Source organism: uncultured Winogradskyella sp. (genome assembly GCF_947501905.1).
Lineage (GTDB): Bacteria > Bacteroidota > Bacteroidia > Flavobacteriales > Flavobacteriaceae > Winogradskyella.
This window is the reverse complement of the sequence record NZ_CANMXL010000002.1, coordinates 571486-594700: the sequence shown is the minus strand read 5'-3', so window position 1 is coordinate 594700 and position 23215 is coordinate 571486. Positions and strand designations below refer to the sequence as shown.

Below are 23215 nucleotides of genomic sequence, written 5' to 3'. Positions count from 1 at the left end.
AAATATTCTATTTAAAAGCAGCATTATATAATGCTGCTTTTTTTATTATCCCTATGCTATTTTTGTAAGTAAATTCCTTTTTTTAATTCAAAAAATAACACTTAAACGATAAAAAAATGTATTTAATCGTTAAAAAAATGAATTTTTCGCTTGATTTTCTTGTAAATAATCTTAGTTTTACCATCAATTAAAGAAGCCCTAATTTCTTTAGAGTCATATAATTAGCCTACTATGAAACAAACTTTACTATTAATTGTATCGAGTTTTTTGACACTTTCAATCTTTGCCCAAACGCAATCTAACGTATGGAAAGAGCGTCAAGAAAACCAACTTTCTAGCAGAACTAAAAGTTTAGAGAGAGTTATTATTCCTAATACGTATAAAGTATTTGCCTTGGATTTAAATAAGCTTGTTAATGATATTAGCAATGCTCCTAATCGTATCTCAAATAGTATGAGAGGATCAACAATAATATCACAGTTTCCTAATCCTGATGGTACAATAGAAAATTACAGAATTCAAAAAACAGATGTGATGCATCCAGATTTAGCTGCTAAATACCCAGCTATTTCTACATATTACGGTCAGAGTATTTCAAACCCATTAAATAAGATTTATTTCACAATAACTTCTCAAGGATTTAGGGGTGTAATTACAGGACAAAAAACAGTTTACATTGATCCTTATGCCAAGGGAGACACATCAAATTATGTAGTGTATAACAGATTTGATTATACAAGAAGTTCTTCTGATAATTGGAGATGCTATGCAGATGATGTTCAGAATGAGGTTGAAGAGAGTTTTGATACAAGTCAAATTGAACGAAACGTCCAAGATGGAGTTTTAAGAAGATATGAAATAGCAATTGCATGTACATCTGAGTATACAGCTTACCATGATGATGGCAACCCTGGTAATGGTGATGCAAGAGCCGATGCACTTGCAGCTATGGTAATTACAGTGGCAAGAGTTAACTCAGTTTACGAACGTGATTTTGCTGTAACTTTTCAATTAGTGCCAGATAATGATAGATTAATTTATGCTAATGGCGTAAATATAGATAGCCCTACTCCGGACACTGAACCCTATGATAATTATAGTGGAAGTCAAATGATAGGTGTAAATACATCTAATATTTCAGGAATAATAGGATCAGGAGCTTATGATATCGGACACGTGTTTTCTACAGGCGGTGGTGGAATTGCCGGAACAAGTCCATGTGCAAGCACAACTAAAGGTAGAGGTGTTACAGGAATTGTAACGCCTGAATTCGATCCTTTTGATATTGATTATGTATCACATGAGATAGGTCACCAATATGGTGCTGGTCATACCTATTATAACGCTTGTTTTGGTTCTAAAGTTAGTGATGATTATGAGCCAGGAAGTGCTTCTACAATTATGGGATATGCTGGTATTTGTGCCCCAAATGTTCAAGATAATAGTGATGGTTATTTTCATGCAAGAAGTATTGTTCAGATGTCATCATCTATTTTAGTAGATGCCTGCGAAACAGAAATATCTATTTCTAATATAGAGCCAACGGCTAATGCAGGTGCTAATTACACAATACCATTCTCTACACCTTTTATATTAGATGGGAGTGGTTCATCAGATCCTAATGGAGCAGATGTTTTAACTTACAATTGGGAGCAATACGATAATGACGGTTCTTATGCTCAGCCACCATTACCTTCAAATGCAGGTGGACCAGTGTTTAGAACTAATTTTCCAGTAACAGACCCAACAAGGACATTTCCAAATTTGGAGTCTGTAATTAATAATACAACGCCAACTTGGGAGGTTCTTCCTAGTGTTGGCCGTCAACTAGACTTTAGACTTACTGTAAGAGATAATGCTGTTGCCGGAGGTCAAACAGATCATGATAATACTGTTATTACAGTTTCTGGTTCAGCTGGACCATTCTTAGTGTCATCTCCAAATACCGGTAGTGAAATTTGGTATACTGGAGCTACAGAGACTATTACATGGAATGTTAATAATACAGCTACATTATCACCCAATGTAAATATATTGCTATCTACTGATGGTGGATATACATATCCTGTCACTTTAGCATCAAATGTCACCAATGACGGTTCACAAAATATAACTGTGCCTAACAATATTGGTACAACAAATAGAATTAAAATTGAGGCAGCTAGTAATATATTCTTCGATTTGTCTAATGCAGATTTTGAAATAAAAGCAGGAACGTTTGAGTTTACATCTGCAAACCCAACAGTATCTATATGCCAACCTACAGATGGTGTGTTCAATTTAGATTATACACCAGCTCCTGGTTTTACAGAAAATGTAGATTTAACTGTTATTGGAGCTCCAGCTGGGACTACAGCAACACTGTCTACAACAACTATAAATTCAGTAGGGAGTTTTACACTTACAATTTCTAATACAGGTGCAATTGTAGCAGGTAATTACCCAATTACAATTCAAGGTGAAGGGCAAACCACATCTGCTACTGAGACTTTTGATGTGCTATTAAATGTATTTGATAATACCATTGGCGATGTCAATCTTATAAGTCCTACTAATGGGGCAAGAAACCAATCTGCTAATCCTTTATTAAACTGGGGTGCATTAAGTAGTGCTTCACAGTACGATATAGAAGTATCTGTAACACCAGATTTTGCTGTACTCGCTGAATCTGCTACAGTAGCTAATGCTACAGAATATCAAACAACATCGCTTTCTGCAGGTACAATATATTACTGGAGAGTACGACCAGAAAACACATGCATAGCAGGTAGTTTTGGCGAAATATTTGTATTCCAAACCGCAAATGATGTGTGTATTACTTATGATAATGAATATTATGAAGATAACGATGACGAGTGGGAAACATTTTCAAATAATGCGGTAAGTGCTAGAGTGGACGTTCCAGATGATATTATAGTTAATGATGTAACATTTTATATGAATGCGACCCATTCAGATGTTGGAGATATTAAAATGCAATTTAGTTCACCTGCTGGCTTATTTGCAGAGGTTTACAATAGAGACTGTTCTTCAGGAAGTAATTTTGATGTCACTTTTACCGATGCAGGTTCTTCATTATCGTGTTCTGGGACACCAAGAGTTAGTGGTAATGTTTTACCTAGTCAAGCTTTTACAAGATTTGATGGCTCTAACGGACAAGGAACTTGGGTGTTATTAGCAACAGATAGAGAATCAGATTCTCAAGGAGGAACTTTTAATGCATTTAGCGTTACTATTTGTGGTGAGTTACAAATTGTAAATGATGTTACTATCGTCAACAAAATCGATATGGGATTAAACCAAGGTATGTCTACAACAGTAAGCTTAACGGAATTACAAGTTGCACAACCTGGAGCTGTTGATGGTGATTTAACGTATACAATTACGCAATTACCATCTAACGGAATCTTGTATAATAACGCTGTTGCAGTAGGTATCGGAGATACTTTTACACAAACGGCTATAGCTAATAATCAATTGTCTTATACGCATGATGGTTCAAGTACCGCTGCGGATAGTTTTAAGTTTTCTGTAGAAGGAAATGACAGTGCTATTTTGGGTGGACAAGAGTTTAGTTTTAATGTTGTCTTAGGCATAGATGAGCTAGATACTGCAAACTTTAATCTATACCCTAATCCAAATAATGGAGATTTTAATATCGCATTCGGAAGAACGTTTAATGACATTAACGTACAACTGTTTGATATTAGAGGTAGAGAAATACTAAACAAAGACTATCAGCCAAATAGCAATAGTATAGCTGTAGAAACCAATAATATTTCTGACGGATTATATATTGTAAGAATCAAAGCCGATCAGTTTACAATCGATAAAAAAATAGTAATAAAACGATAGATTTTTTTTCTCGTTTTTTAAGGCTGAAATCTAGAAATGGGTTTCAGCTTTTTTTTGCCATTTATATTATGTTAAAACGATTGTAAATACACTTTCGAAATCGATGTAGTTTTCGTAATTTCGTAATCCTTAAAAATTCAAGTAAAAACCAACATTAGATATGTCAGACAAAGCGATATTGGAGGTAAATGGAGAGAAACATGAGTTTCCAATTATTACCGGAACAGAAAATGAAGTTGCTATAGATGTTAAAGCCCTTAGAGGAAGCACAAAAGGCGTTATTACGCTAGATCCAGGTTATAAAAACACGGGGAGTTGCGAGAGTGCTATTACATTTTTAGATGGCGAAAAAGGCATTTTAAGATATCGTGGGTATTCTATTGAGGAGTTGGCAGAAAAAGCAGACTTCTTAGAAGTGGCGTATTTGTTGATTTTTGGAGAGTTACCAAATAAAGAACAATTAGATAAGTTTCATACAGATATTAAATCGCATTCAATTGTAGATGATGATATCAAGAAAATCCTAGATGCATTTCCAAAGGCAGCACATCCAATGGGTGTTTTATCCTCATTGACAAGTGCATTGACGGCGTTTAACCCATCATCGGTAAATGTAGATTCTGAAGAAGAAATGTACAATGCCATTGTTCGTATTTTAGGGAAGTTTCCAGTATTGGTAGCTTGGACCATGCGCAAAAAGCAAGGCTTACCATTAGAGTATGGCGATGACAATTTAGGTTACGTTGAGAATGTTCTAAAGATGATGTTCAAAAGTCCTAACAAAGACTACGAACAGAATGATATTCTAGTAAATGCTTTAGATAAGTTACTCATCTTACACGCAGACCATGAGCAAAATTGTTCGACATCTACGGTAAGAATCACAGGTTCTTCGCACGCTGGATTATTCGTGTCACTATCTGCAGGTATTTCTGCACTTTGGGGACCATTACATGGTGGTGCTAACCAAGCCGTATTAGAAATGCTTGAAGCGATTAAAGAAGATGGTGGCGACACAAAAAAATACATGGCTAAGGCCAAAGACAAGAGTGACCCTTTCCGTTTAATGGGCTTTGGTCACCGTGTTTATAAAAACTTTGACCCAAGAGCAAAGATTATCAAGGTAGCTGCGGCAGAAGTATTAGGAGATTTAGGTGTAGAAGACCCAATCTTAGAGATTGCTAAAGGTTTAGAAAAAGAAGCCTTAGAAGATCCATACTTTGTTGACCGTAAATTATATCCAAATGTAGATTTCTACTCTGGTATTATTTACCGTGCTATGGGTATTCCTGTAGAGATGTTTACCGTAATGTTTGCCTTAGGACGCTTACCAGGTTGGATTGCACAATGGAAAGAAATGCGTATGCGCAAAGAGCCAATTGGTCGTCCACGTCAATTATACACTGGCGAAACATTAAGACCGTTTACGTCAATAGAAAACAGATAAAAGCAACAAGGAGCTTCATAAGAGATTATGAAGCTTTTTTATGCCTAATCATTACAAAAGTTAAACGTAAAATTGTCCCCTTGAGGGGACTTTAGGGGTGTTTTTATCACCTGTTTATTATTAAGAATGAAACTCAACATACAAAACGAAACCTCAAGACTTAAAGCGGTTATTTTAGGTACAGCAAAAAGTAATGGCCCAACGCCAAAAGCAGAAGACTGTTACGACCCTAAAAGCAAGCAACACGTATTGGCAGGTACCTATCCTAAGGAAGAAGATATGATACCAGAAATGGAAGCTGTCGCTGAGGTGTTGAGAAAGTATGATGTTACGGTGTATCGTCCTGAAATTATAAAAGATTACAACCAGATTTTTGCCCGCGATATCTCTTTTGTCATAGAAGATAAGCTAATCATCTCTAATATTTTACCAGACCGTGACCAAGAGATACATGCTACGGAATACGTGTGGTCTACAGTTGGTAACGAAAACATTATTCGTTTGCCAGAAGAATGCCATGTCGAAGGCGGCGATGTCATGCCTTGGAACGATTATATTTTTATTGGTACCTATACTGGCGAAGATTACCCAGATTATATCACGGCACGCACTAATATTGAAGCGATTAATGCCTTGGCAGAATTATTCCCAAATAAAAAAGTAAAGGCTTTTGAACTGCGTAAATCTAATACCGACCCAAAAGAGAACGCCTTGCATTTAGACTGCTGTTTTCAACCCATAGGTAAGGACAAAGCCATTATCCATAAAAACGGCTTTTTAATTGAGGAAGAATACCAATGGTTGGTCAATTATTTTGGTAAGGACAATGTGTTTGAAATTACCAAAGACGAGATGTATCACATGAATAGTAATATCTTCTCCATTTCTGAAGAGGTCATTATCTCTGAGCAAAACTTTACCCGTTTAAATACCTGGTTACGTGAGCAAGGCTTTACCGTTGAGGAAGTCCCTTACGCTGAGATTGCTAAACAAGAAGGCTTATTACGTTGTAGTACCATGCCTTTGATTAGAGAGTAGGTTAATAGAGTTTTTAAAAGTATAAGCCATTGAATCAACAATGGCTCTCAATATGTTTCATTAGAAAATAATTTATAGATTTAAGGCTTCAGGGTCGTGTATTACCGTTAATATTTCGTCTTGTCTAAACACTTCGTCCGAGTGAAATGTAGTGAATTTAATAAATCTAAAATGAGTGTATGGAAGTTCAAGATTGTGGTTTAAATAGTATGTGCTTTCAACATCGGCAGTATATTCTCCCCCATTTTCTGTAACCCATCTAGATTTGAAATAACTTTTTACACGACCAGGACCATCTGGATAAAATGTTTCTACATGAGTTTCTTTATAAGCCAATGTAGGTGCATCAAAATTTGCATTTAAAACTTTAAAATCACCTGTCATTTTATCATCAAACCTTTTAACATGATGAATACTTTCCATTGTACCACCACATGAAAATTTCCATTTTCTTGTGTATTTGTATCCATCTGAAATCTTGAACAAATCATAGCCTCCTTTTTGGTAGTTACTATATGTTGGGTATCCCATTACTGGTCCGTCACTAATGGCTAACATTTGGAAATTTACGGGCCCTTTTGTAGATCTTAGTTCTGTATTTAAATTTCCATTATGTGGTTGTCCAATCCCACCACCAACTAACTCGAACTCTTCTCCGTTAATTGTCCCGTAAAATTTTGTTTCATGATTTAGTTCTTTTGGTGTGAAAGGAATGAATTTTAACTTAGTTCTTCTTGTTTCCATTTTTTTTGATTTTAAGTTGTTACATATACTATCTAGTGAATAGATAAATTCAGTTTTTATATAGAACTAAAATCAATAAAATGACAGCATGTATCAATACCCGATAACGGGTATTTAAGTATTTCTATAAGTTTTAGATATTGCCAAACAAGAAGGCTTGCTGCGTTGTAGTATCATGCCTTTGATTAGGGAATAAAATTCCTTTTTCAAAGAAATTTTATTCTAAGAAGTTATTACATTTTTCAGTTAACCAATTCAAAGCAGAGATAGTTATAGTCATATCTTCTTGATTCATGTCTTTTGCGTGAGCATCAATTCGATTACTATTTGATAAGTCTATATAAATCTCAAACTTTTTTTTATCCAAAAATATTTTTTCAAAATCTGACCAGTTTTTTGATATGTATTTTTGGATGTCTAAAAAGTATATTTCGCCTTTATCACTAAAAATTTCATTTAAGTTCAGAATATTTAATCTTTCTCTTCTTTTCTCTTCAACGATTTTTAAGAATTCAGATTTACCTTTGATTTGACCGAATTTAAACCTTAAAGAAAGTTTTAGTACACTTCTTAATTTCAATTCTAGACTATTTCTTTTTTTAGTTATGGAAGACCATTTATCCTCTATTCTTGAGTAACTCTGTTGGATTTTAGTGTGTTCTAAAATGTAGTTTTTAACTGCGTTTATTTTTACGTGATAAACTTTATTATCTGATTTTTCAATTAAGTTATAACCAATTAAGTGATTAATAGTTTTGTCTGAAAGAGAACTAATTTTTTCAAATTCCTCAATATTACCTATAACTAAATGTTCTAAAAGTTCAAACTCAATAGGATACCAGTTTTTTAATACATCTACTATGAGCTCAACATAGTCAGCAAGATGTTTATTAAAATCTTCTATTCTCTCTTTATAATAGAATTTTGATACTCTAGTAGGTCTTCTACTTGAAGTTTCCTGATGAATTTTAGAACAAACTTGGCGAATTAGAAAAGGATGTCCGCCAAAATCATCTGTTAAAAAAGTAATTATTTCTTCATCAAAATCTAATCCCATATAATTACCAATATTCTTAACCATATCACTAACATTTGTATGATTGAATAGTTTTAAATAATTAGGTGTTATCATTCTATAAATTGGATTATCAAAACTATTAATGAGACCAGTTTCTATAGTTTTAGGGTTTACACCAGCTATTATAAATGAGAATAAGCCTTGATTTTTTTGGTATATGGCTCGAATAGATTGCCAGAATAAGATGAAATCATTGTCTTTATTCCAATGTTCAGTTGGTGAAATATCAAATGTTATATTCTCTATTTCATCAAATATTAATAAAAGTCTACTCTTTTTATATGTATTGTATATTTTTTTTAAATCCTCTTCAAAAAATATAGATGCATCTTTTTCGGAGTAGTTAGAGTTTAATTTGATATTTCCCTTCTTCGGAAATGAATTATTAACTTCAATTAGTAACTGATTAACAATAAACTCAAGACACTCAAACCACCTTCTTTTATGAAACGCAGGTTCTTGGCAGTCTATAAAGGCAGCATTCTCGCCTCGTAAACTCAAGTATCTTTTTAAGGCATAAAGAACTGATGTCTTTCCAATTTTCCTAAGACCAAATAGTCCGCTGTTTTCTCCCGATTTATACTTGTCATAAAAGAATTGTACAGTTTCAGTTCTTCCATAAAAATAAGCATCATTCTGTAAAGGTGATTCAAATGCAAATAAATCTCTTCCATAAAAAAATTCTTTTAATCGTTGATTTATCAGTTGTTCAGGTTTACTTTTAAAAAAGTCTATATAACTAAAAGGGATAATTATTCTAGTCTCTGGATTTTGTTGGGCAAGAGAAGTGATTTTAGTTTTTATTTTTTTATCACCACTAATTAATATTACACATAATTTGTCAAGTCTGTTTTGATATTCAAACATCAGTTTATCTACATAATCAAATGTTCTTGTATCGAAATTCTCATAAGAAGTTGCTATAAGTAGCATTTCATTTTGAAACCTATATTTTTCTCTTAATTCTTTTGTAGGTTTTAGAAAAGCAAAATTATACCACGCTCCCTTGAAATTATGGGATTTTGCAAATGAGATACTAAACAAATTACTAAAATGCTTTATAATACTTTGTTCAGTATGCCTTATTCCAGCTTTGTTTAAACTCACATTTGGATGAATGCCTGTTTCTTTCATTTAGTTTTTTAATAATGTTAGATAAGGAGATAAAGTGAACTATTAATTATTTTGTGAAGTTCGCTAAAAGAAACCTAAATTCCTATACGTAGAAATACGTAGTTTTTGCACTTTTTTAGGGCAAAATGACTAAAAAAAGAGAATTTTGAGGCTTTTTGGTTTACTTTCCGTACAAAAAGTAGTGATTTACCAAATCTATATAATGTTGCTTGGCTTCTTCTTCGGAGATGTCCTGCACTTGGAACAATGCATTGGTTTTAAAAGCATTAATAATTTGCTTTCGGCTACTTGGTCTGCCGTAATCGTTAGTGGCTTTTTTGTAGTAAGCGTAGAGGCGTAATAAAAAATCTGCAGGAAATGGGTCCGTATGGTCGTTAACCCGTTTTACGGCGGCTTCAAATGCTATATCTAACTCGCTTTGGCTCATTTCATTTCTGCAATCACAGACTCGCCACCTTTTACTTTTTGGTTGAGGGCAACTTTAATATCTGCATCTAAAGGTAAAAATAAATCGACTCTTGAGCCAAATTTTATAAACCCAGAATCGGCACCTTGCTGTGCGGTATCATCGACCTTAGCATAGTTAACAATACGTTTTGCCAATGCACCAGCTATCTGTCTGTACAAGACTTTTCCAAAGCCTTCATTTTCTACAACAACCGTAGTACGCTCATTTTCTTCACTGGCTTTTGGATGCCAAGCCACTAAATATTTTCCAGGATGGTATTTGCTAAAACTCACTTTACCAGCTATGGGATAACGTGTCACATGCACATTTAAAGGTGACATAAACACAGAAACTTGTATGCGCTTGTCGTTAAAGACTTCTTTTTCAAAGACTTCTTCAATCACCACCACTTTGCCATCTACAGGAGAAAGTGCTTGTTTCTCGTTAGCGTGTGTGTGACGCTTTGGGTTTCTAAAAAATTGTAGTATCAATACAAAGAATACCAAAACCAATAGCATTAAGACTTTGCGTAACCATTCTATAGAGACAAAAGCATCAATAGCAAATATGGCGGCAACTACTATAAATAGGGTAATGAGTATGATTTTATGACCTTCTTTATGAAACATAACTTAAAATTCTTAAGAATAAATATATAAATGGTGCTGCAAAGATAATACTATCTAAGCGGTCTAGCAGTCCGCCATGACCAGGCATAATAACACCACTATCTTTTACTTCGGCTTGTCGCTTAAACTTTGATTCTATTAAATCGCCCAAGGTGCCAAACACACTCACAATAATAGCTAAAATTAACCAGCTAGTAAAACCTAATGTTCCGGTATACGTCGCAATAAAATAACTAGAGACACATGCAAAAAAGAGGCCGCCCAAAAAGCCTTCAACCGTTTTCTTTGGAGAGACACTTGGAAATAATTTTTGGCGTCCAAAATTTTTACCGACCAAATATGCAAAGCTATCATTTACCCAAACCAGAATAAAACTACCCAATAATAAAAATGGTGTAAACGAATTTAAGTAGTTAGCAATGAGTAGCATAAAAATAAAACCACTAGATAGATAGAAGGTTGTGGCGATATAGCGTTTGGACTCAAACAAGGGCATTTTCTTTTCGGTAAACAAGTCTTTGATTAAAAACAGATTCACAAAACTGGTAATAACCAGTAATATTTGTATGGCTTCATTGGTGCCTGTGGATGAGGTATGTATCATACACCAATACCAAAAACCAAAGTATAAAAAGGTAAAGATTGCTGCGGTAATTAAAAAGGCATTGAGCTTTATCAGCTTATTAAACTCGGCTAGAGAGACCAAGCCAAAAATATAAAGTACAGCTAGTAAGGCGTTTTCCCAATACATGGAACCAATAAGTAAAGCGACATAGAGAAGTCCAGAAATGGCACGCGTTAAAAGTTCCTTCATTTATAAGTCTTCTAAGAGCAGTAGGTATAGGTTTTTAGCACTGCTTCCATAGCTTAGGAAGTTTTTGTCTTCTGTGGTTTTAAAGTGCTTTATCGTGGTAATATTTGTTGGGATTTTGGATTGGTTTTTATTTTTAATGCCTTTAAGACCTTCGCCTATGCTTTCGACCAATTGACTAGTCGTGGCATAAACCACAAAATTGGCAGGCAATTCTTTGAGTTTTTTCTCTGCAATTTGATTTGATGAAATCAGCAATGAGCCATCATCAGAAATTAAATACTCACAGGTCGTGAAAAAATAAGTGCTTTCAGATGTCTTTTTAGTACCATCTAATTCAAACCCTTTAAATAAGTCTTGTAGCCTGTCGTCTAACAAAAATACTTTTTTGTCATCCCAATTGTTTTCTGATATAATGTTTTCTAAGCTATTGTAGACTTCTTCAATATTCTCGCAGTATAAGAATTTACCGCCATTTGCCTTAAAATTTATTGTAAAACGCTCATCTACAGGGAGTTTAATGTCGGGCATGTATTTGCTGCGTTCTTCATTAGGAACTTTTTCTTCGGAACCAGGGGATTTTCCTCCAAAAATTTTTCTGAATAAACTCATTTAGAGATACAATTAAGGCGCTTTTTTAGTCAATTACCCAAATATAAAAAAACTTAAACTAACTCTAGGTTAATTTAAGTTTTTTCGTCAAGTGGAACCCTTTTTACTCCTCTTCTTCAGAGATTACTTCTGCTTTCTCAAAAGGGCGTTTTCCAAAAATCTTTTCGAGATTGTCTTTAAAGATGACTTCTTTTTCTAAAAGTACATCCGCAAGCTCAGTTAATTTATCCTTATTGTCTTCTAAGATTTTAATAGCACGTTGGTACTGTTCTTCAATGATTGAAGAGATTTCTTTGTCAATCAATACCGCAGTTTCTTCACTATATGGTTTTGTAAAACCATTGTTTTGTTGACCCGAAGAATCATAATACGTTAGATTACCAATTTTGTCACTCAAACCATAAACGGTAACCATGCCTCTAGCTTGCTTTGTCACTTTTTCTAAGTCGCTTAAAGCACCAGTAGATATTTTATCGAAAATTACTTTTTCTGCAGCACGACCGCCCATTGTAGCACACATCTCGTCCAACATCTGTTCTGGTCTTACAATAAGTCGTTCTTCTGGTAAATACCAAGCCGCACCCAAAGATTGTCCTCTAGGTACAATAGTGACTTTTACTAATGGTGCTGCATGCTCTAGCATCCAACTTACCGTTGCATGACCAGCTTCATGAATGGCAATCGCTTTCTTCTCCTCTGGTGTTATGATTTTGTTTTTCTTCTCGAGACCACCAACGATACGGTCAACAGCATCTAAAAAATCTTGTTTGTTTACTGCTTTTTTACCTTTACGAGCTGCAATAAGTGCAGATTCGTTACACACATTGGCAATATCTGCACCAGAGAAACCAGGTGTTTGCTTAGCCAAGAAATCGATATCTAAGGTTTCTTCTTTTTTCAAAGGACGAAGATGGACTTCAAAAATTTCTTTACGCTCACGAACGTCTGGTAAGTCTACATAAATCTGTCTATCAAAACGTCCAGCACGCATTAATGCGCTATCTAAAACATCCGCACGATTGGTTGCAGCCAATACAATAACATTTGTATTTGTACCAAAACCATCCATTTCAGTTAGTAATTGATTCAGCGTATTTTCACGCTCGTCATTAGAACCAGAGAAGTTGTTTTTTCCTCTTGCACGTCCAATAGCATCAATCTCATCAATAAAAATAATTGAAGGTGATTTTTCTTTGGCTTGTTTAAACAAATCTCTTACTCGTGACGCACCAACACCCACAAACATCTCCACAAAATCAGAACCTGATAATGAGAAGAAAGGCACTTTTGCTTCACCTGCAACAGCTTTTGCTAATAAGGTTTTACCGGTTCCTGGAGGTCCTACAAGTAAGGCGCCTTTAGGTATTTTACCACCAAGAGAGGTATATTTTTCAGGGAATTTTAAAAAGTCTACAATTTCTTGCACTTCTTCTTTTGCACCTTCAAGACCAGCCACATCTTTAAATGAGGTTTTGGTATCTGTTTTTTCGTCAAAAAGCTTGGCTTTAGATTTTCCGATATTAAATATCTGACCACCAGCTCCGCCACCGCCACCAGCAGACATACGTCTCATGATAAAAATCCAAACACCAATAATTAGAATAAACGGTAATAACGAGATTAGAAAATCGCCAAAGGCATTACTTTCTATGTCTGCGTTTCTTGATGTAGGAAGATTATTTTTAGTGATGATATCGTCAATGCGGTCTTCAAAATTTCCAAGATCTCCGAATTTTAAAGTATAGTTAGGAACGTTACCTGTTGGCATAAAGCCTTTAGAACGTGCTTTTTCGTGTACGGTCTTTTTTAAGGCGTCCTCAGTAAGAAAAACTCTTGCCGTCTTTGTATTACTTATAATTACAACCTCTTTGACATCACCATCTTCTAGATATTTGATAAACTCAGACGTTTTTATCTCTTTAGAATTCTGAAAAGCGCTGCCGCCAAACAATTGTAAACCTAGAAAAACTGCAATAATAATTCCGTAAATCCAATACGGGCTTACTTTAGGTTTTTTGTTTAAATTTTTATTTTCTTTTGCCATTCTTAGCTTTTCTTTTTTAAATACTAGTTTCTATTTGCGTGGTTACTGCATCGCCCCATAAGCTTTCAATATCATAATATTCTCTGATGTGCTTTTGGAAAACATGTACAACAACATTAACGTAGTCCATTAAAACCCACTCAGCATTTTCAGAACCTTCAACGTGCCAAGGCTTGTCTTTAGTGTTTTTACTAACTTGTTTTTGTATGGAATTTACAATGGCGTTGACTTGGGTGTTTGAAGTACCTTCGCAAATGATAAAGTAATCGCAAACTGTATTTTCTATTTCTCTTAAATCTAAAAGTATAATCTCTTTTCCTTTAACCTCTTCGATTCCGCTTATTATCGTAGTAATGAGTTGGTCGGCATTGCTATTTCTTTCCGTCATTAAAATGTTTTAAATTTATACAAAGTTATTATTTTTTTAGTTCTTGTTAACCCAAATTGTCATAAGAAATCTATAAAATAACCTGCTAGTTATAATGTATATAATCAAACTTGATGCCATCGACTCTACCAACACGTATCTAAAGACGTTAAGTCTTAAAAAGATGCCTAAGGATTTTACAGTTGTTGTCGCTGATGAGCAGACCAATGGACGAGGTCAAATGGGTACTACGTGGCAAGGTGAAGCATCAAAAAACCTTACGTTTAGTGTCTTTAAAGACGTTTCGTTTTTAAAAGTATCGGAGCAGTTTTATATAAGTATGGCGGTTGCTTTGGGTATAACTAAAGCATTAAATGAATTGCGAGCTCCAAAAATAAAGATTAAATGGCCTAACGACATTTTGTCAGAGAATAAGAAAATAGCAGGAATACTGATTGAAAATGTCATAAAAAACAACAAACTTGTTGGCTCTATAATTGGGATTGGCTTAAATGTAAATCAGAAATTTTTTGATAATCTACCCAATGCATCATCCTTGCATTTACTAACTGGAATAGTATATAGTAAAGACGAAATTTTTCATCTTTTGCTAAAACATATTGAAAACCAACTTAAGCTTTTAGAAGCATGTAATCTGGATACCTTGAAAAAAGAATACGAAGCCTTATTATTCCGCATAAAAAAACCATCAACTTTTAAAACTCCTGATGACCAGACTTTTTCTGGTTTTATTGAAGGTGTAACAGATGATGGTAAATTAAAATTACTTCTAGAAGATAATATACGCGAAGCCTACGACCTTAAAGAAGTGCAATTACTTTACTAAAAAGCAGATGACATATTTGTAGATAAAGTTTCAATAAACTTGCTTATAGGGCCTTTAATCATCATTGCCATCATAGCGTTAAATTCGCCAGAAAAAGTCAGTTTTACGTCACTTTTTGTAGCGTCTACTTCAGTGATATCTGCTGTTAAAGAAAAATCTAATTTTCCGCCTGCGGCACCAAGTACAATTTTGCTATTTGGCGTAGCTTCTTTCTTTTTTAATACAATTTCTGGCATGCCTTTTAAGGCAAACAAAAATTTATCAGCGTCTAAAACTTCAAATTTGCTAATGTTTTCTGGCATTAGTTTTTCAAAATTCTTTACATCAGATAAAAAATTAAAAGTGTCTTCTGTAGATTTATCTAAGGTTACTTTTGGAGATTCTAAGTTCATTTTTTTAATATTAAATTATTATTTGCGTAGACGAAAAGTTGATTTAAAAAATTCTAATCGAACGTCTTTACAACTTACGACTCAACAGCATATATCAATTAGCGTTCCAATCGCTTGGATTTGCATTCCAGAGTGCTAAAATGTCTTGTTGTTCTTTAGTTATGTATTTTGTTTCTAGAGCTTGTTCGAGTAGGTTTTCATAGTTGCCAAGAGTATGTAACTCTATGTTAGCTTCAGAGAAATTTTGATCTGCAATATCAAAACCATAAGAAAAAATAGCAACCATGCCTTTAACTTTAACCTCAGCAGCATTTAAAGCTTTTACTGCATTAAGACTGCTTTTTCCTGTACTTATTAAATCTTCTACAACGACTACGGTTTGCCCTTTTTCGATATAACCTTCGACTTGGTTTTGTCTCCCGTGTTTTTTTGCTTCAGGTCTTACGTATACAAAAGGTAGGTTTAGGTATTCTGCAACCAAGGCACCAATGCCAATAGCTCCAGTAGCCACACCAGCAATAACGTCTGGCTTACCATAAAGCGCTTCGATTTGTCGAGCCATAGTTTCTCTTATATAATTTCTAATCGGTGGAAAAGAAAGCACAATACGATTGTCGCAATAAATCGGAGATTTCCATCCAGAAGCCCATGTAAAAGGGTCATTAGGCTGCAATTTTATAGCATTAATTTGTAGTAATACTTCTGCAGTTTTTTTGGCGATGTCTTTGTTAAAAATCATGTCGCAAAATTAATGAATTTTGATACGATGAAAATTTTAAATTAAAATAATTTTTAATTCAAATTCTGTATTGTAAAAAAGAATACATTTACGAGAACAAAATATAAGTTATCTGATTGATGCATACTATTTATGTAGGTGACAAACCCATTTACTTGACCACTAAGGTTGATAAGGAAACAGACTTCAAAGTTTTTTTACTTAAGTCAGTAGATTTAGCAAAAGTGATAAGAATGCTAAATCGCACAAATTTGCAAGCCGTCTATCTTGTTGGTAAAAAGGAAGAAAAATTACTAAAGCAGTTTTTGAAGAAATTACCTAACGTTATTGCTGGCGGTGGCAAAGTCTATAATAATGATGGTAAAGTCTTATTTATTTATAGAAATGATAAATGGGATTTGCCAAAAGGGAAAGTAGAAGGTAAGGAGTCTATAGAAGAAACTTCAATTCGTGAAGTTGAAGAAGAAACTGGTGTTGATGGATTGAGAATTACTAAGCCATTACAAACAACATATCATATATTTAAACGCCGTGGTCGCTATAGAATAAAAATCACCTATTGGTTTGAGATGAAGACTGACTATTCAGGAGAACTAATACCACAAGAAAAAGAGGGCATCACAAAAGTTAAGTGGTTAGGTAAGAAAAAAATAAAAAAAGCCATGGCGAATAGCTATGCCAATATTAAGCTTTTGGTCTAATTTTTTGTTTTTTGACGCAACGTTTTTAGCTTTTTTACATCTATAACAAAACTTTGGTTATGAAAAAATTAAGCATATTTCTAGTTTTACTTTTAGTATTGGTTTCATGTGATAGTGATGACGATAATGTTGAACTTATTGGTGATTGGCAACTTGTTGAGGTATTAGCTGACCCTGGTGATGGCAGTGGTACTTTTACACCTGTTACTAGTAGTAAAATGATGACATTTAATACTGATGGAACTGTGACTTCTAACGGTATCATGTGTGATATAGTATTAAATACAAACACGCAAAGCAATGGTACATACTCCTCTGAGAGGTTGTTTTTTCAAACTGATGCTTGTGGTTTGCCAGATAATGAATATACCTTTGAAATCAATGGTGATTTACTGACCTTTTTTGTGCCTTGTATAGAGCCTTGTGGTGCTAGATACCGAAAACTTTAGTTTATTCTATAAATAGGGTATTGCATATGTGCTTTTTCGTAATGTTCAGACTGCTTGTGGAGCCAGTCTAATTGAGCAAACCAGTTATTAGTAAATTCTGTGATATCTTTTTTTCTATGTTCAAATTGTATTTTTAATACACTGTCGTTCTCAAGCATTTTTTGAGCTTTATCTTCCCAAACATAAGGCGAAAAGCCTTCTTTTTGTTGTAAGATAGTATCGAAAAAATTCCAATTAAAAAACGAATCTGGCGCTTCTGGTTCTAGGGTTTCTAATACATAACGCATACCTTTTTGATTCGTCTCTACCAAATAGTCTCCTACAGTAAAGTTTAACGCTTCTTGAGTAGAACTAATAGTAGTGTTGTAATGTAAATAATGACCTTCATAAGGCGATTGACGTGTTTTGTAATCCCTGATTTTATAAGATTGAACTGTTATTGTAGTATCTTTTGTAAGCTGAGTCATCTCAATATTATTGAGTTTCAGTCGCTCAATAATTGGATGCATCCCTTGAGGAATGATATAGGCTTTTGGGATATTCACTTCCTTGGTAGGCTTAAAATAATTTTGATATTTTACATCTTTAGTAAATGGTTTTGAGACATCATATTTTAGACGTTTTACACCAGTTAACTCACTTTCAATTCTATGGCCTTCATAGCCTTTAAATTGTAGGGTCGAGAACTTAGACGTATCAATTTGCCAAGCGATTGGATATGGGTCTCCAATAGACCAAGTCTTGCCTTGAGCATTACGTAATTCAGAAATTTTATCGCCTTTTGTTTCAGTAATTTCAATCATGCTTTTCATAAGCTCGTAGGTGCCTTCTACGCGTTGTTTGTATGGTTTAAGCATGTGGGTTTCGACCATCATACCTAATGTGTTGAATAAAGTCGTATAACCAGTTGAATATCTTGGTGAGTCTTTAAATTGTGAAAAACCAGATTCTGGCTTACGATTAAAAACGTTAACATAAGGTGTTATATCCCAATCTTTGGCTTCTAGTTTTTCTTCAAGTTGTGGCATCATTTCAGTATGTAAAAAATCGCCTAAAACGCCACCTAGTTTATTATGTTGGGTAAATAAGTGTGTGAGTGTATATTGGTAATCTGCACCATTACTTACATGATTATCTATAAAAACATCTGGTTGCACCAAATGAAAAATTGTAGCAAACGTCTTTGCGTTTTTAGTATCAGTTTTTATAAAGTCACGATTTAGATCATAGTTTCTAGCATTACCTCTAAACCCATAAGCTTTTGGACCATTTTGATTAGTTCTAGTTCCAGTATTTCTATTAAGACTTCCGCCAACATTATAAATAGGAATAGTAACTAAAACAGTATTATTTGGAGCATCTATCTTGCCATTGACCAAATCTCTAAAGAGCATCATCGTGGCATCAATACCATCAGATTCTCCAGGATGGATACCATTGTTTATTAGAATAATTCTGTTGTCTTTTCTAAGTGTTTCAAAATTACTTCCTGAAGCACTTGGATTAAGTGTAACTATATGTAGTGGTTTGCCAGAGTCAGTTTGTCCAATAGCTTCAATCGAAATTTCAGAATACGTATTGGCTAATTCAGTATAATAAGTGATTGTTTGTTGGTATGTTGCAGTTTCAAGACCTTCACTTTTTTCAAAGACTGTAGTAAAATCAAAGTCAGATGTATTAGAATTCTCTTTACAAGAAACTATTATAAGTAGAAGAAATAGAAGTTTTTTCATAGTGTAAATTATTGACAGTCAAACTTAGGCATTTTAATGCAGAAAAATAGTTCAGCTACTAAATATCAGATTATAAAAATGACTAATTTTGCATCACTTTATACATCTAGATATGCAGCAAACTACAGATACCATATTAATGATACGTCCAGTGAATTTTAGGATGAATGAGCAAACAGCGGTGAACAATTACTTTCAGGAAGAATTAGATATAAAAAATACTGAAATTAATAGCAAAGCACAGCAAGAGTTTGATGTATTTGTTGAAAAATTGAGAGCCGTAGGTATTACTGTTATTGTTGAGAGTGATGATGAATTAATGGATACACCAGATTCTGTTTTTCCGAACAACTGGGTAAGCTTTCATAGTAATGGTGATATTGCAATTTATCCAATGTTTGCGGAAAATAGGCGTAAAGAACGACGTGAAGAAGTTTTTATGCGCCTAGAGACTGAAGGTTTTAAAATTGAGAATATTGTGGATTACACATCTGCAGAAGACGAAGGCGTATTTTTAGAAGGCACAGGGAGTTTACTTTTAGATAGAGTAAATAATAAGGCCTATTGCGCACTATCTCCTCGTGCAGATGAAGACTTATTTATAGAGTTTTGTGAAGATTTTGAATACACGCCAGTTGTATTTACAGCCAACCAAACGGTAGATGGTAAACGGTTAGAAATATATCACACCAATGTGATGATGTGTTTGGCAGAAAATTTTGCTGTCATTTGTTTAGATAGTATTGATGATAAAAAAGAACGAAAAAATGTCGTGAAACATCTAAAGCAAGATGGTAAAGAAATTATTTCTATTACCGAAGCACAGATGCATCAATTTGCAGGAAACATGCTCCAGTTAAGAGGTAGCAATAATCAGCGTTATTTGATTATGAGTCAAGCAGCTTATGATAGTTTAACACCGCAACAAATAAAAGCAATAGAAAAGCATTGCCCAATTATATCGAGTTCTTTAGAAACTATTGAAACTTGTGGTGGCGGAAGTGCTCGCTGTATGATGGTTGAAGTGTTTTTACCTAAAGTTTAATCTAGCTTGTTGAAAATATAGCCAGCTTTTTCGGCACCCCAAACATAGTTTCCGTCAGCATCAAAACCACGATCCCAAGAGATAATTTTATCTTCTAAAATTTCTACTTCACTTCGGGCAAATGATGCACCTCGCATTGTACTGACACATGTCGTATCACCTGTTTTTCCTTGATAATGATTTTTAGCTAGTCGTTTTAAAACCACCTCACATCCAGATTTTAAGGTAATGTTTTCTGGAGATATAGCGTCAAACGCTTTTGGAGTTTTCCATTTGCCAATCCACAGAGAGTCGGCAGTTGGTAATGTGTAAATTTCCGAGGTATAGGTACTATCTGTTAATTTATTAAGTTTATAAACACGTTGTCTATAGGGTTTGTTTTGCATGCTATTTAGAGCTTGCTCTACATAGAGATAATGACCTTTGCCTTCCCAAATTGGGTACATGTGTAATGAGATGTTATAATATGTAGAGTCTACTTGAGCTTGTACTTCAGAATTATAAGAACCTTGCATCAAAGCATATAATTCATCCAAATGATTTTCGGTAGTTACGGTAGTTTCAGTATGTGATTCGGATTTGTCCTTACAAGAGAAACATAATGCAAAGACGCATAAAAGTATAGTGATTTTTTTCATTTTAAGACCAGATATAATTAGCCTTAAATATATAGAAAAATTATTCAGAAAGTGCGGCCTTTGGTAACTCGATAAAGAATTTACTACCAATGTTAGGCGTACTCTCAACCCAGATGCGGCCATTATTAAGCTCTACTAAATCTTTACAAATAGTAAGACCAAGACCAGTACCCTTTTCATTTTCAGTGCCAATCGTTGTAAAGTTCTTTTTGGCATTAAATAGTTTTTTCTGATTTTCTTCAGAAATACCAATGCCAGTATCTTCAACACAGATTAATACTTTACCGTTATAATCCTGGTTAGATACTGTAATAACGTCTCCTTTACCAGTAAACTTAACAGCATTGGTAATTAAGTTTTGGATAACGATTTCTAGCATGCTACGATCTGCATATACAAACTCGCGTCTAGATTCGTCAATAAGAATAATGCCTTTGTCATTTACTTTCTTCTCAATTAAAGACATTTTAATCTGAAAGACTTCTTGGATATTGAAGAGCTCTGGCTTAGGTTGTAAGTTTTGCATTTGCGATTTAGACCAATTCAATAAATTGAATAAAAGCGAAGAAGCATTGTTTGCATTTTCGCTAAGCTCAGGAATAAGGTCATTAAATTCGTCTTTACTAATCCCGCCATCTTTTAGTAAATCTAAAAAAGCTTTAATAGAAGAGATGGAATCTTTTAAATCGTGAGATACAATTGAGAACAGTTTGTCTTTAACTTGATTAACTTCCTCTAGCTGAAGATTTTTAAGCGATAATTCTTTGTTGCTCTTAGCAAGAGTCTTAGCTGTTTTACTATCCTTAGACCCCTTTAGATAGCTGAAAATGAGTAACGCCGTAATAAATACAAGACCAGCTATTAAACCATATACAAGAAGGATATCCTGTTTTTTCTCACTTGATATAACTTCTTTTTCAGGCTCTTCGGTATTATTACTTTCAATAAGTGGTGGCGTTTCTATTTGTGCTTCCTCTGTAGAATTATCTGGTACTGGAATCGCAGCAAGCTTTTCTTTATCAAGTTTATCTTTTAACTCATAATACTGATTTTGCCAGTTAAAGGCATCTTCGTAAAAACCCCTTCTAGAATCTAAATCTCTATTAAGTTTAAGATTGTAAAGCAACTCTTCATCGTTATCCAATCTTCTTGCAATTTTAAGAGCTTCGAGTAATTGGTTTTCGGCAAGCTTAAGGTTTCGGTTTTTGGTGTTTAGCTCACCAAAAGCATTTAGAGATTTTAAAATACCCAAATCGTCATTTTGACTTCTACTGTATCGCAAACCTTCTCTCAAATAATCAGCAGCTTTGTCATTGTCGTCAATAGCTAAATAAGACCTTCCTAGACTTGGCATTATTTCGCCACGAATATCTTTATCTTCTTGAGGGTCGAGAAGCGTTAACATTCTTTCGTAATTATCTATAGAGCGTCTATGGTCATCTTTAAGTGCATAAAGTAAGCCTAGATTTTTTAAGGAATACTTCATACCTTCCAAATCATCTAGTTCTTCTCTGACACTAAGTGCTTTTTTGTTGTATTGTAATGCTTTGTCTAATTTGTTAGTGTTGTAATAAGCTTCGGCTAGATTATTATAGGCTTTGCTTAAATCGTCTTTTAAATCTTTTTCTTCAAAAATAGATATTGCCGATAGTGAATTTTGTAATCCCTTTTTGTAATTACCTCTTTGTATTTCTATAACTCCGAGATTATTATTCACTTTAGCAATACCGAGCGTATCCTTAATAGCTACAAAATAGCTACGAGCACTTTCAAAGTTTGCAACAGCATTGTTTTGATCGTTTTGGTTATTGAAAATAAGTGCTTTGATATAATCTGTTTCTGCTAGCCCTTTTTGATAGTTAAGTGTTTTGGAAAGCTCAGAAGTCTGATCAATGAAGAGTAATGCTTTAGTATAATCTTCAATAGAATACAATTCATTGATAAGCAATAACGAAGTCTCCACTTTTGTAGAGTCTTGGTTTTGATACGCTAAACGCACAGTAAGGCTATCTATCTTTGCATTTTGAGCAAAGCTAGTTAGGGCACACAGGCAGATGGCGAATGTCATCAATAATTGCTTCATAAAGCATTAACTTTAGGGCACAGTTTTATATTGTGGTTTGCCAACTTTCTGAGAGGGATAGGAAAGATGTGTTATCATGCATTTTTACAATGCTTCTAACAATTCAATTAATAGCAGCCCAAAAATGGTCAAATGCAATTGGATTTGCTAATTTTTAAGCCTTACGACCAAAAAATCAGACAAAGTGAACGTTGAAATTTTCAAAAAAACAGACCAATCGATTAAAGGTAAAATTCTTGGTAGAACTACACTTTTATCGATGAAATGCACTTTTAATATAAATTACTGATTACCAAAATGTTAATTTAATAATTTGAAATTTGCTATCCAACTGCATGACTAAATTCAATAGCTTTTTTTAGACTGGCTAAGAATGAAAAT

General features: G+C 34.0%; 20 protein-coding genes. 7 read left to right on the top strand and 13 right to left on the bottom strand.

Annotated features, from left to right (window positions below; translation table 11 throughout):
- Nucleotides 1-231 precede the first annotated feature (231 nt).
- The 3 genes from Q0770_RS06340 (at nucleotide 232) to Q0770_RS06330 (ending at nucleotide 6340) form a co-directional block, all read left to right on the top strand.
- Nucleotides 232-3855: a reprolysin-like metallopeptidase gene (locus Q0770_RS06340; RefSeq protein WP_299115184.1), complete on the top strand. Its 3624-nt coding sequence runs from the start codon at nucleotides 232-234 to the stop codon at nucleotides 3853-3855.
- Between the two features lie 160 nt (nucleotides 3856-4015).
- Entirely contained in the window at nucleotides 4016-5302 is a 1287-nt protein-coding gene (locus Q0770_RS06335) for a citrate synthase (protein ID WP_299115182.1), read from the top strand.
- Nucleotides 5303-5428: 126 nt separating this feature from the next.
- On the top strand, nucleotides 5429-6340 hold the full coding sequence (locus Q0770_RS06330; protein WP_299115180.1) for a dimethylarginine dimethylaminohydrolase family protein: 912 nt from the start codon (nucleotides 5429-5431) through the stop codon (nucleotides 6338-6340).
- A gap of 72 nt (nucleotides 6341-6412) precedes the next feature.
- Here the strand turns inward: Q0770_RS06330 and Q0770_RS06325 are convergent, their stop codons facing one another.
- The 8 genes from Q0770_RS06325 to rsfS form a co-directional block, all read right to left on the bottom strand.
- Nucleotides 6413-7084, bottom strand: coding sequence for a hypothetical protein (locus Q0770_RS06325; RefSeq protein WP_299115178.1), 672 nt, complete (start codon nucleotides 7082-7084; stop codon nucleotides 6413-6415).
- Between the two features lie 217 nt (nucleotides 7085-7301).
- Complete coding sequence (locus Q0770_RS06320) at nucleotides 7302-9296, bottom strand: hypothetical protein (protein WP_299115176.1); 1995 nt, start codon at nucleotides 9294-9296, stop codon at nucleotides 7302-7304.
- 160 nt (nucleotides 9297-9456) lie between these two features.
- Entirely contained in the window at nucleotides 9457-9723 is a 267-nt protein-coding gene (locus Q0770_RS06315) for an acyl-CoA-binding protein (RefSeq protein ID WP_299115174.1), read from the bottom strand.
- Entirely contained in the window at nucleotides 9720-10373 is a 654-nt protein-coding gene (locus Q0770_RS06310; protein WP_299115172.1) for a phosphatidylserine decarboxylase family protein, read from the bottom strand. Before Q0770_RS06310 ends, Q0770_RS06315 begins: the two co-directional genes overlap by 4 nt.
- Entirely contained in the window at nucleotides 10363-11187 is an 825-nt protein-coding gene (locus Q0770_RS06305; protein ID WP_299115170.1) for a phosphatidate cytidylyltransferase, read from the bottom strand. The genes Q0770_RS06310 and Q0770_RS06305 overlap by 11 nt, the downstream gene beginning before the upstream one ends.
- Nucleotides 11188-11796, bottom strand: a complete 609-nt coding sequence (locus Q0770_RS06300; protein WP_299115168.1) for an LUD domain-containing protein — start codon at nucleotides 11794-11796, stop codon at nucleotides 11188-11190.
- A gap of 103 nt (nucleotides 11797-11899) precedes the next feature.
- On the bottom strand, nucleotides 11900-13840 hold the full coding sequence (gene ftsH / locus Q0770_RS06295; protein ID WP_299115167.1) for an ATP-dependent zinc metalloprotease FtsH: 1941 nt from the start codon (nucleotides 13838-13840) through the stop codon (nucleotides 11900-11902).
- 16 nt (nucleotides 13841-13856) lie between these two features.
- A complete protein-coding gene (gene rsfS, locus Q0770_RS06290) occupies nucleotides 13857-14228 on the bottom strand; it encodes a ribosome silencing factor (RefSeq protein WP_299115166.1) in 372 nt (123 codons plus the stop codon).
- Between the two features lie 94 nt (nucleotides 14229-14322).
- Between rsfS and Q0770_RS06285 the strand changes: the two genes are divergently transcribed.
- Complete coding sequence (locus Q0770_RS06285; protein ID WP_299115165.1) at nucleotides 14323-15054, top strand: biotin--[acetyl-CoA-carboxylase] ligase; 732 nt, start codon at nucleotides 14323-14325, stop codon at nucleotides 15052-15054.
- On the opposite strand, the gene Q0770_RS06280 is transcribed toward Q0770_RS06285, so the two are convergent.
- Together Q0770_RS06280 and pyrE are read right to left on the bottom strand one after the other, a co-directional pair.
- Nucleotides 15051-15446 (bottom strand): SRPBCC family protein, encoded by a 396-nt coding sequence (locus tag Q0770_RS06280; RefSeq protein WP_299115163.1) that lies wholly within the window; start codon nucleotides 15444-15446, stop codon nucleotides 15051-15053. The two genes, Q0770_RS06285 and Q0770_RS06280, sit on opposite strands and share 4 nt — an antisense overlap.
- 94 nt (nucleotides 15447-15540) lie before the next feature.
- On the bottom strand, nucleotides 15541-16185 hold the full coding sequence (gene pyrE / locus Q0770_RS06275) for an orotate phosphoribosyltransferase (protein WP_299115161.1): 645 nt from the start codon (nucleotides 16183-16185) through the stop codon (nucleotides 15541-15543).
- Between the two features lie 119 nt (nucleotides 16186-16304).
- On the opposite strand from pyrE, the gene Q0770_RS06270 reads away from it, so the two are divergent.
- Nucleotides 16305-16886 (top strand): NUDIX hydrolase, encoded by a 582-nt coding sequence (locus Q0770_RS06270; RefSeq protein ID WP_299115159.1) that lies wholly within the window; start codon nucleotides 16305-16307, stop codon nucleotides 16884-16886.
- 59 nt (nucleotides 16887-16945) lie between these two features.
- Nucleotides 16946-17335 carry a lipocalin family protein gene (locus Q0770_RS06265; protein ID WP_299115158.1) on the top strand — a complete coding sequence of 130 codons (390 nt, stop codon included), beginning with the start codon at nucleotides 16946-16948 and terminating at the stop codon, nucleotides 17333-17335.
- On the opposite strand, the gene Q0770_RS06260 is transcribed toward Q0770_RS06265, so the two are convergent.
- A complete protein-coding gene (locus Q0770_RS06260) occupies nucleotides 17332-19068 on the bottom strand; it encodes a M14 family metallopeptidase (RefSeq protein WP_299115156.1) in 1737 nt (578 codons plus the stop codon). The genes Q0770_RS06265 and Q0770_RS06260 overlap by 4 nt on opposite strands.
- A 112-nt stretch (nucleotides 19069-19180) precedes the next feature.
- On the opposite strand from Q0770_RS06260, the gene ctlX reads away from it, so the two are divergent.
- Nucleotides 19181-20113 carry a citrulline utilization hydrolase CtlX gene (gene ctlX / locus Q0770_RS06255; protein WP_299115359.1) on the top strand — a complete coding sequence of 311 codons (933 nt, stop codon included), beginning with the start codon at nucleotides 19181-19183 and terminating at the stop codon, nucleotides 20111-20113.
- Here the strand turns inward: ctlX and Q0770_RS06250 are convergent.
- On the bottom strand, nucleotides 20110-20751 hold the full coding sequence (locus Q0770_RS06250) for a chromophore lyase CpcT/CpeT (RefSeq protein WP_299115154.1): 642 nt from the start codon (nucleotides 20749-20751) through the stop codon (nucleotides 20110-20112). The two genes, ctlX and Q0770_RS06250, sit on opposite strands and share 4 nt — an antisense overlap.
- A 40-nt stretch (nucleotides 20752-20791) precedes the next feature.
- Nucleotides 20792-22834, bottom strand: coding sequence for an ATP-binding protein (locus tag Q0770_RS06245; protein ID WP_299115152.1), 2043 nt, complete (start codon nucleotides 22832-22834; stop codon nucleotides 20792-20794).
- Between the last annotated feature and the right edge of the window lie 381 nt (nucleotides 22835-23215).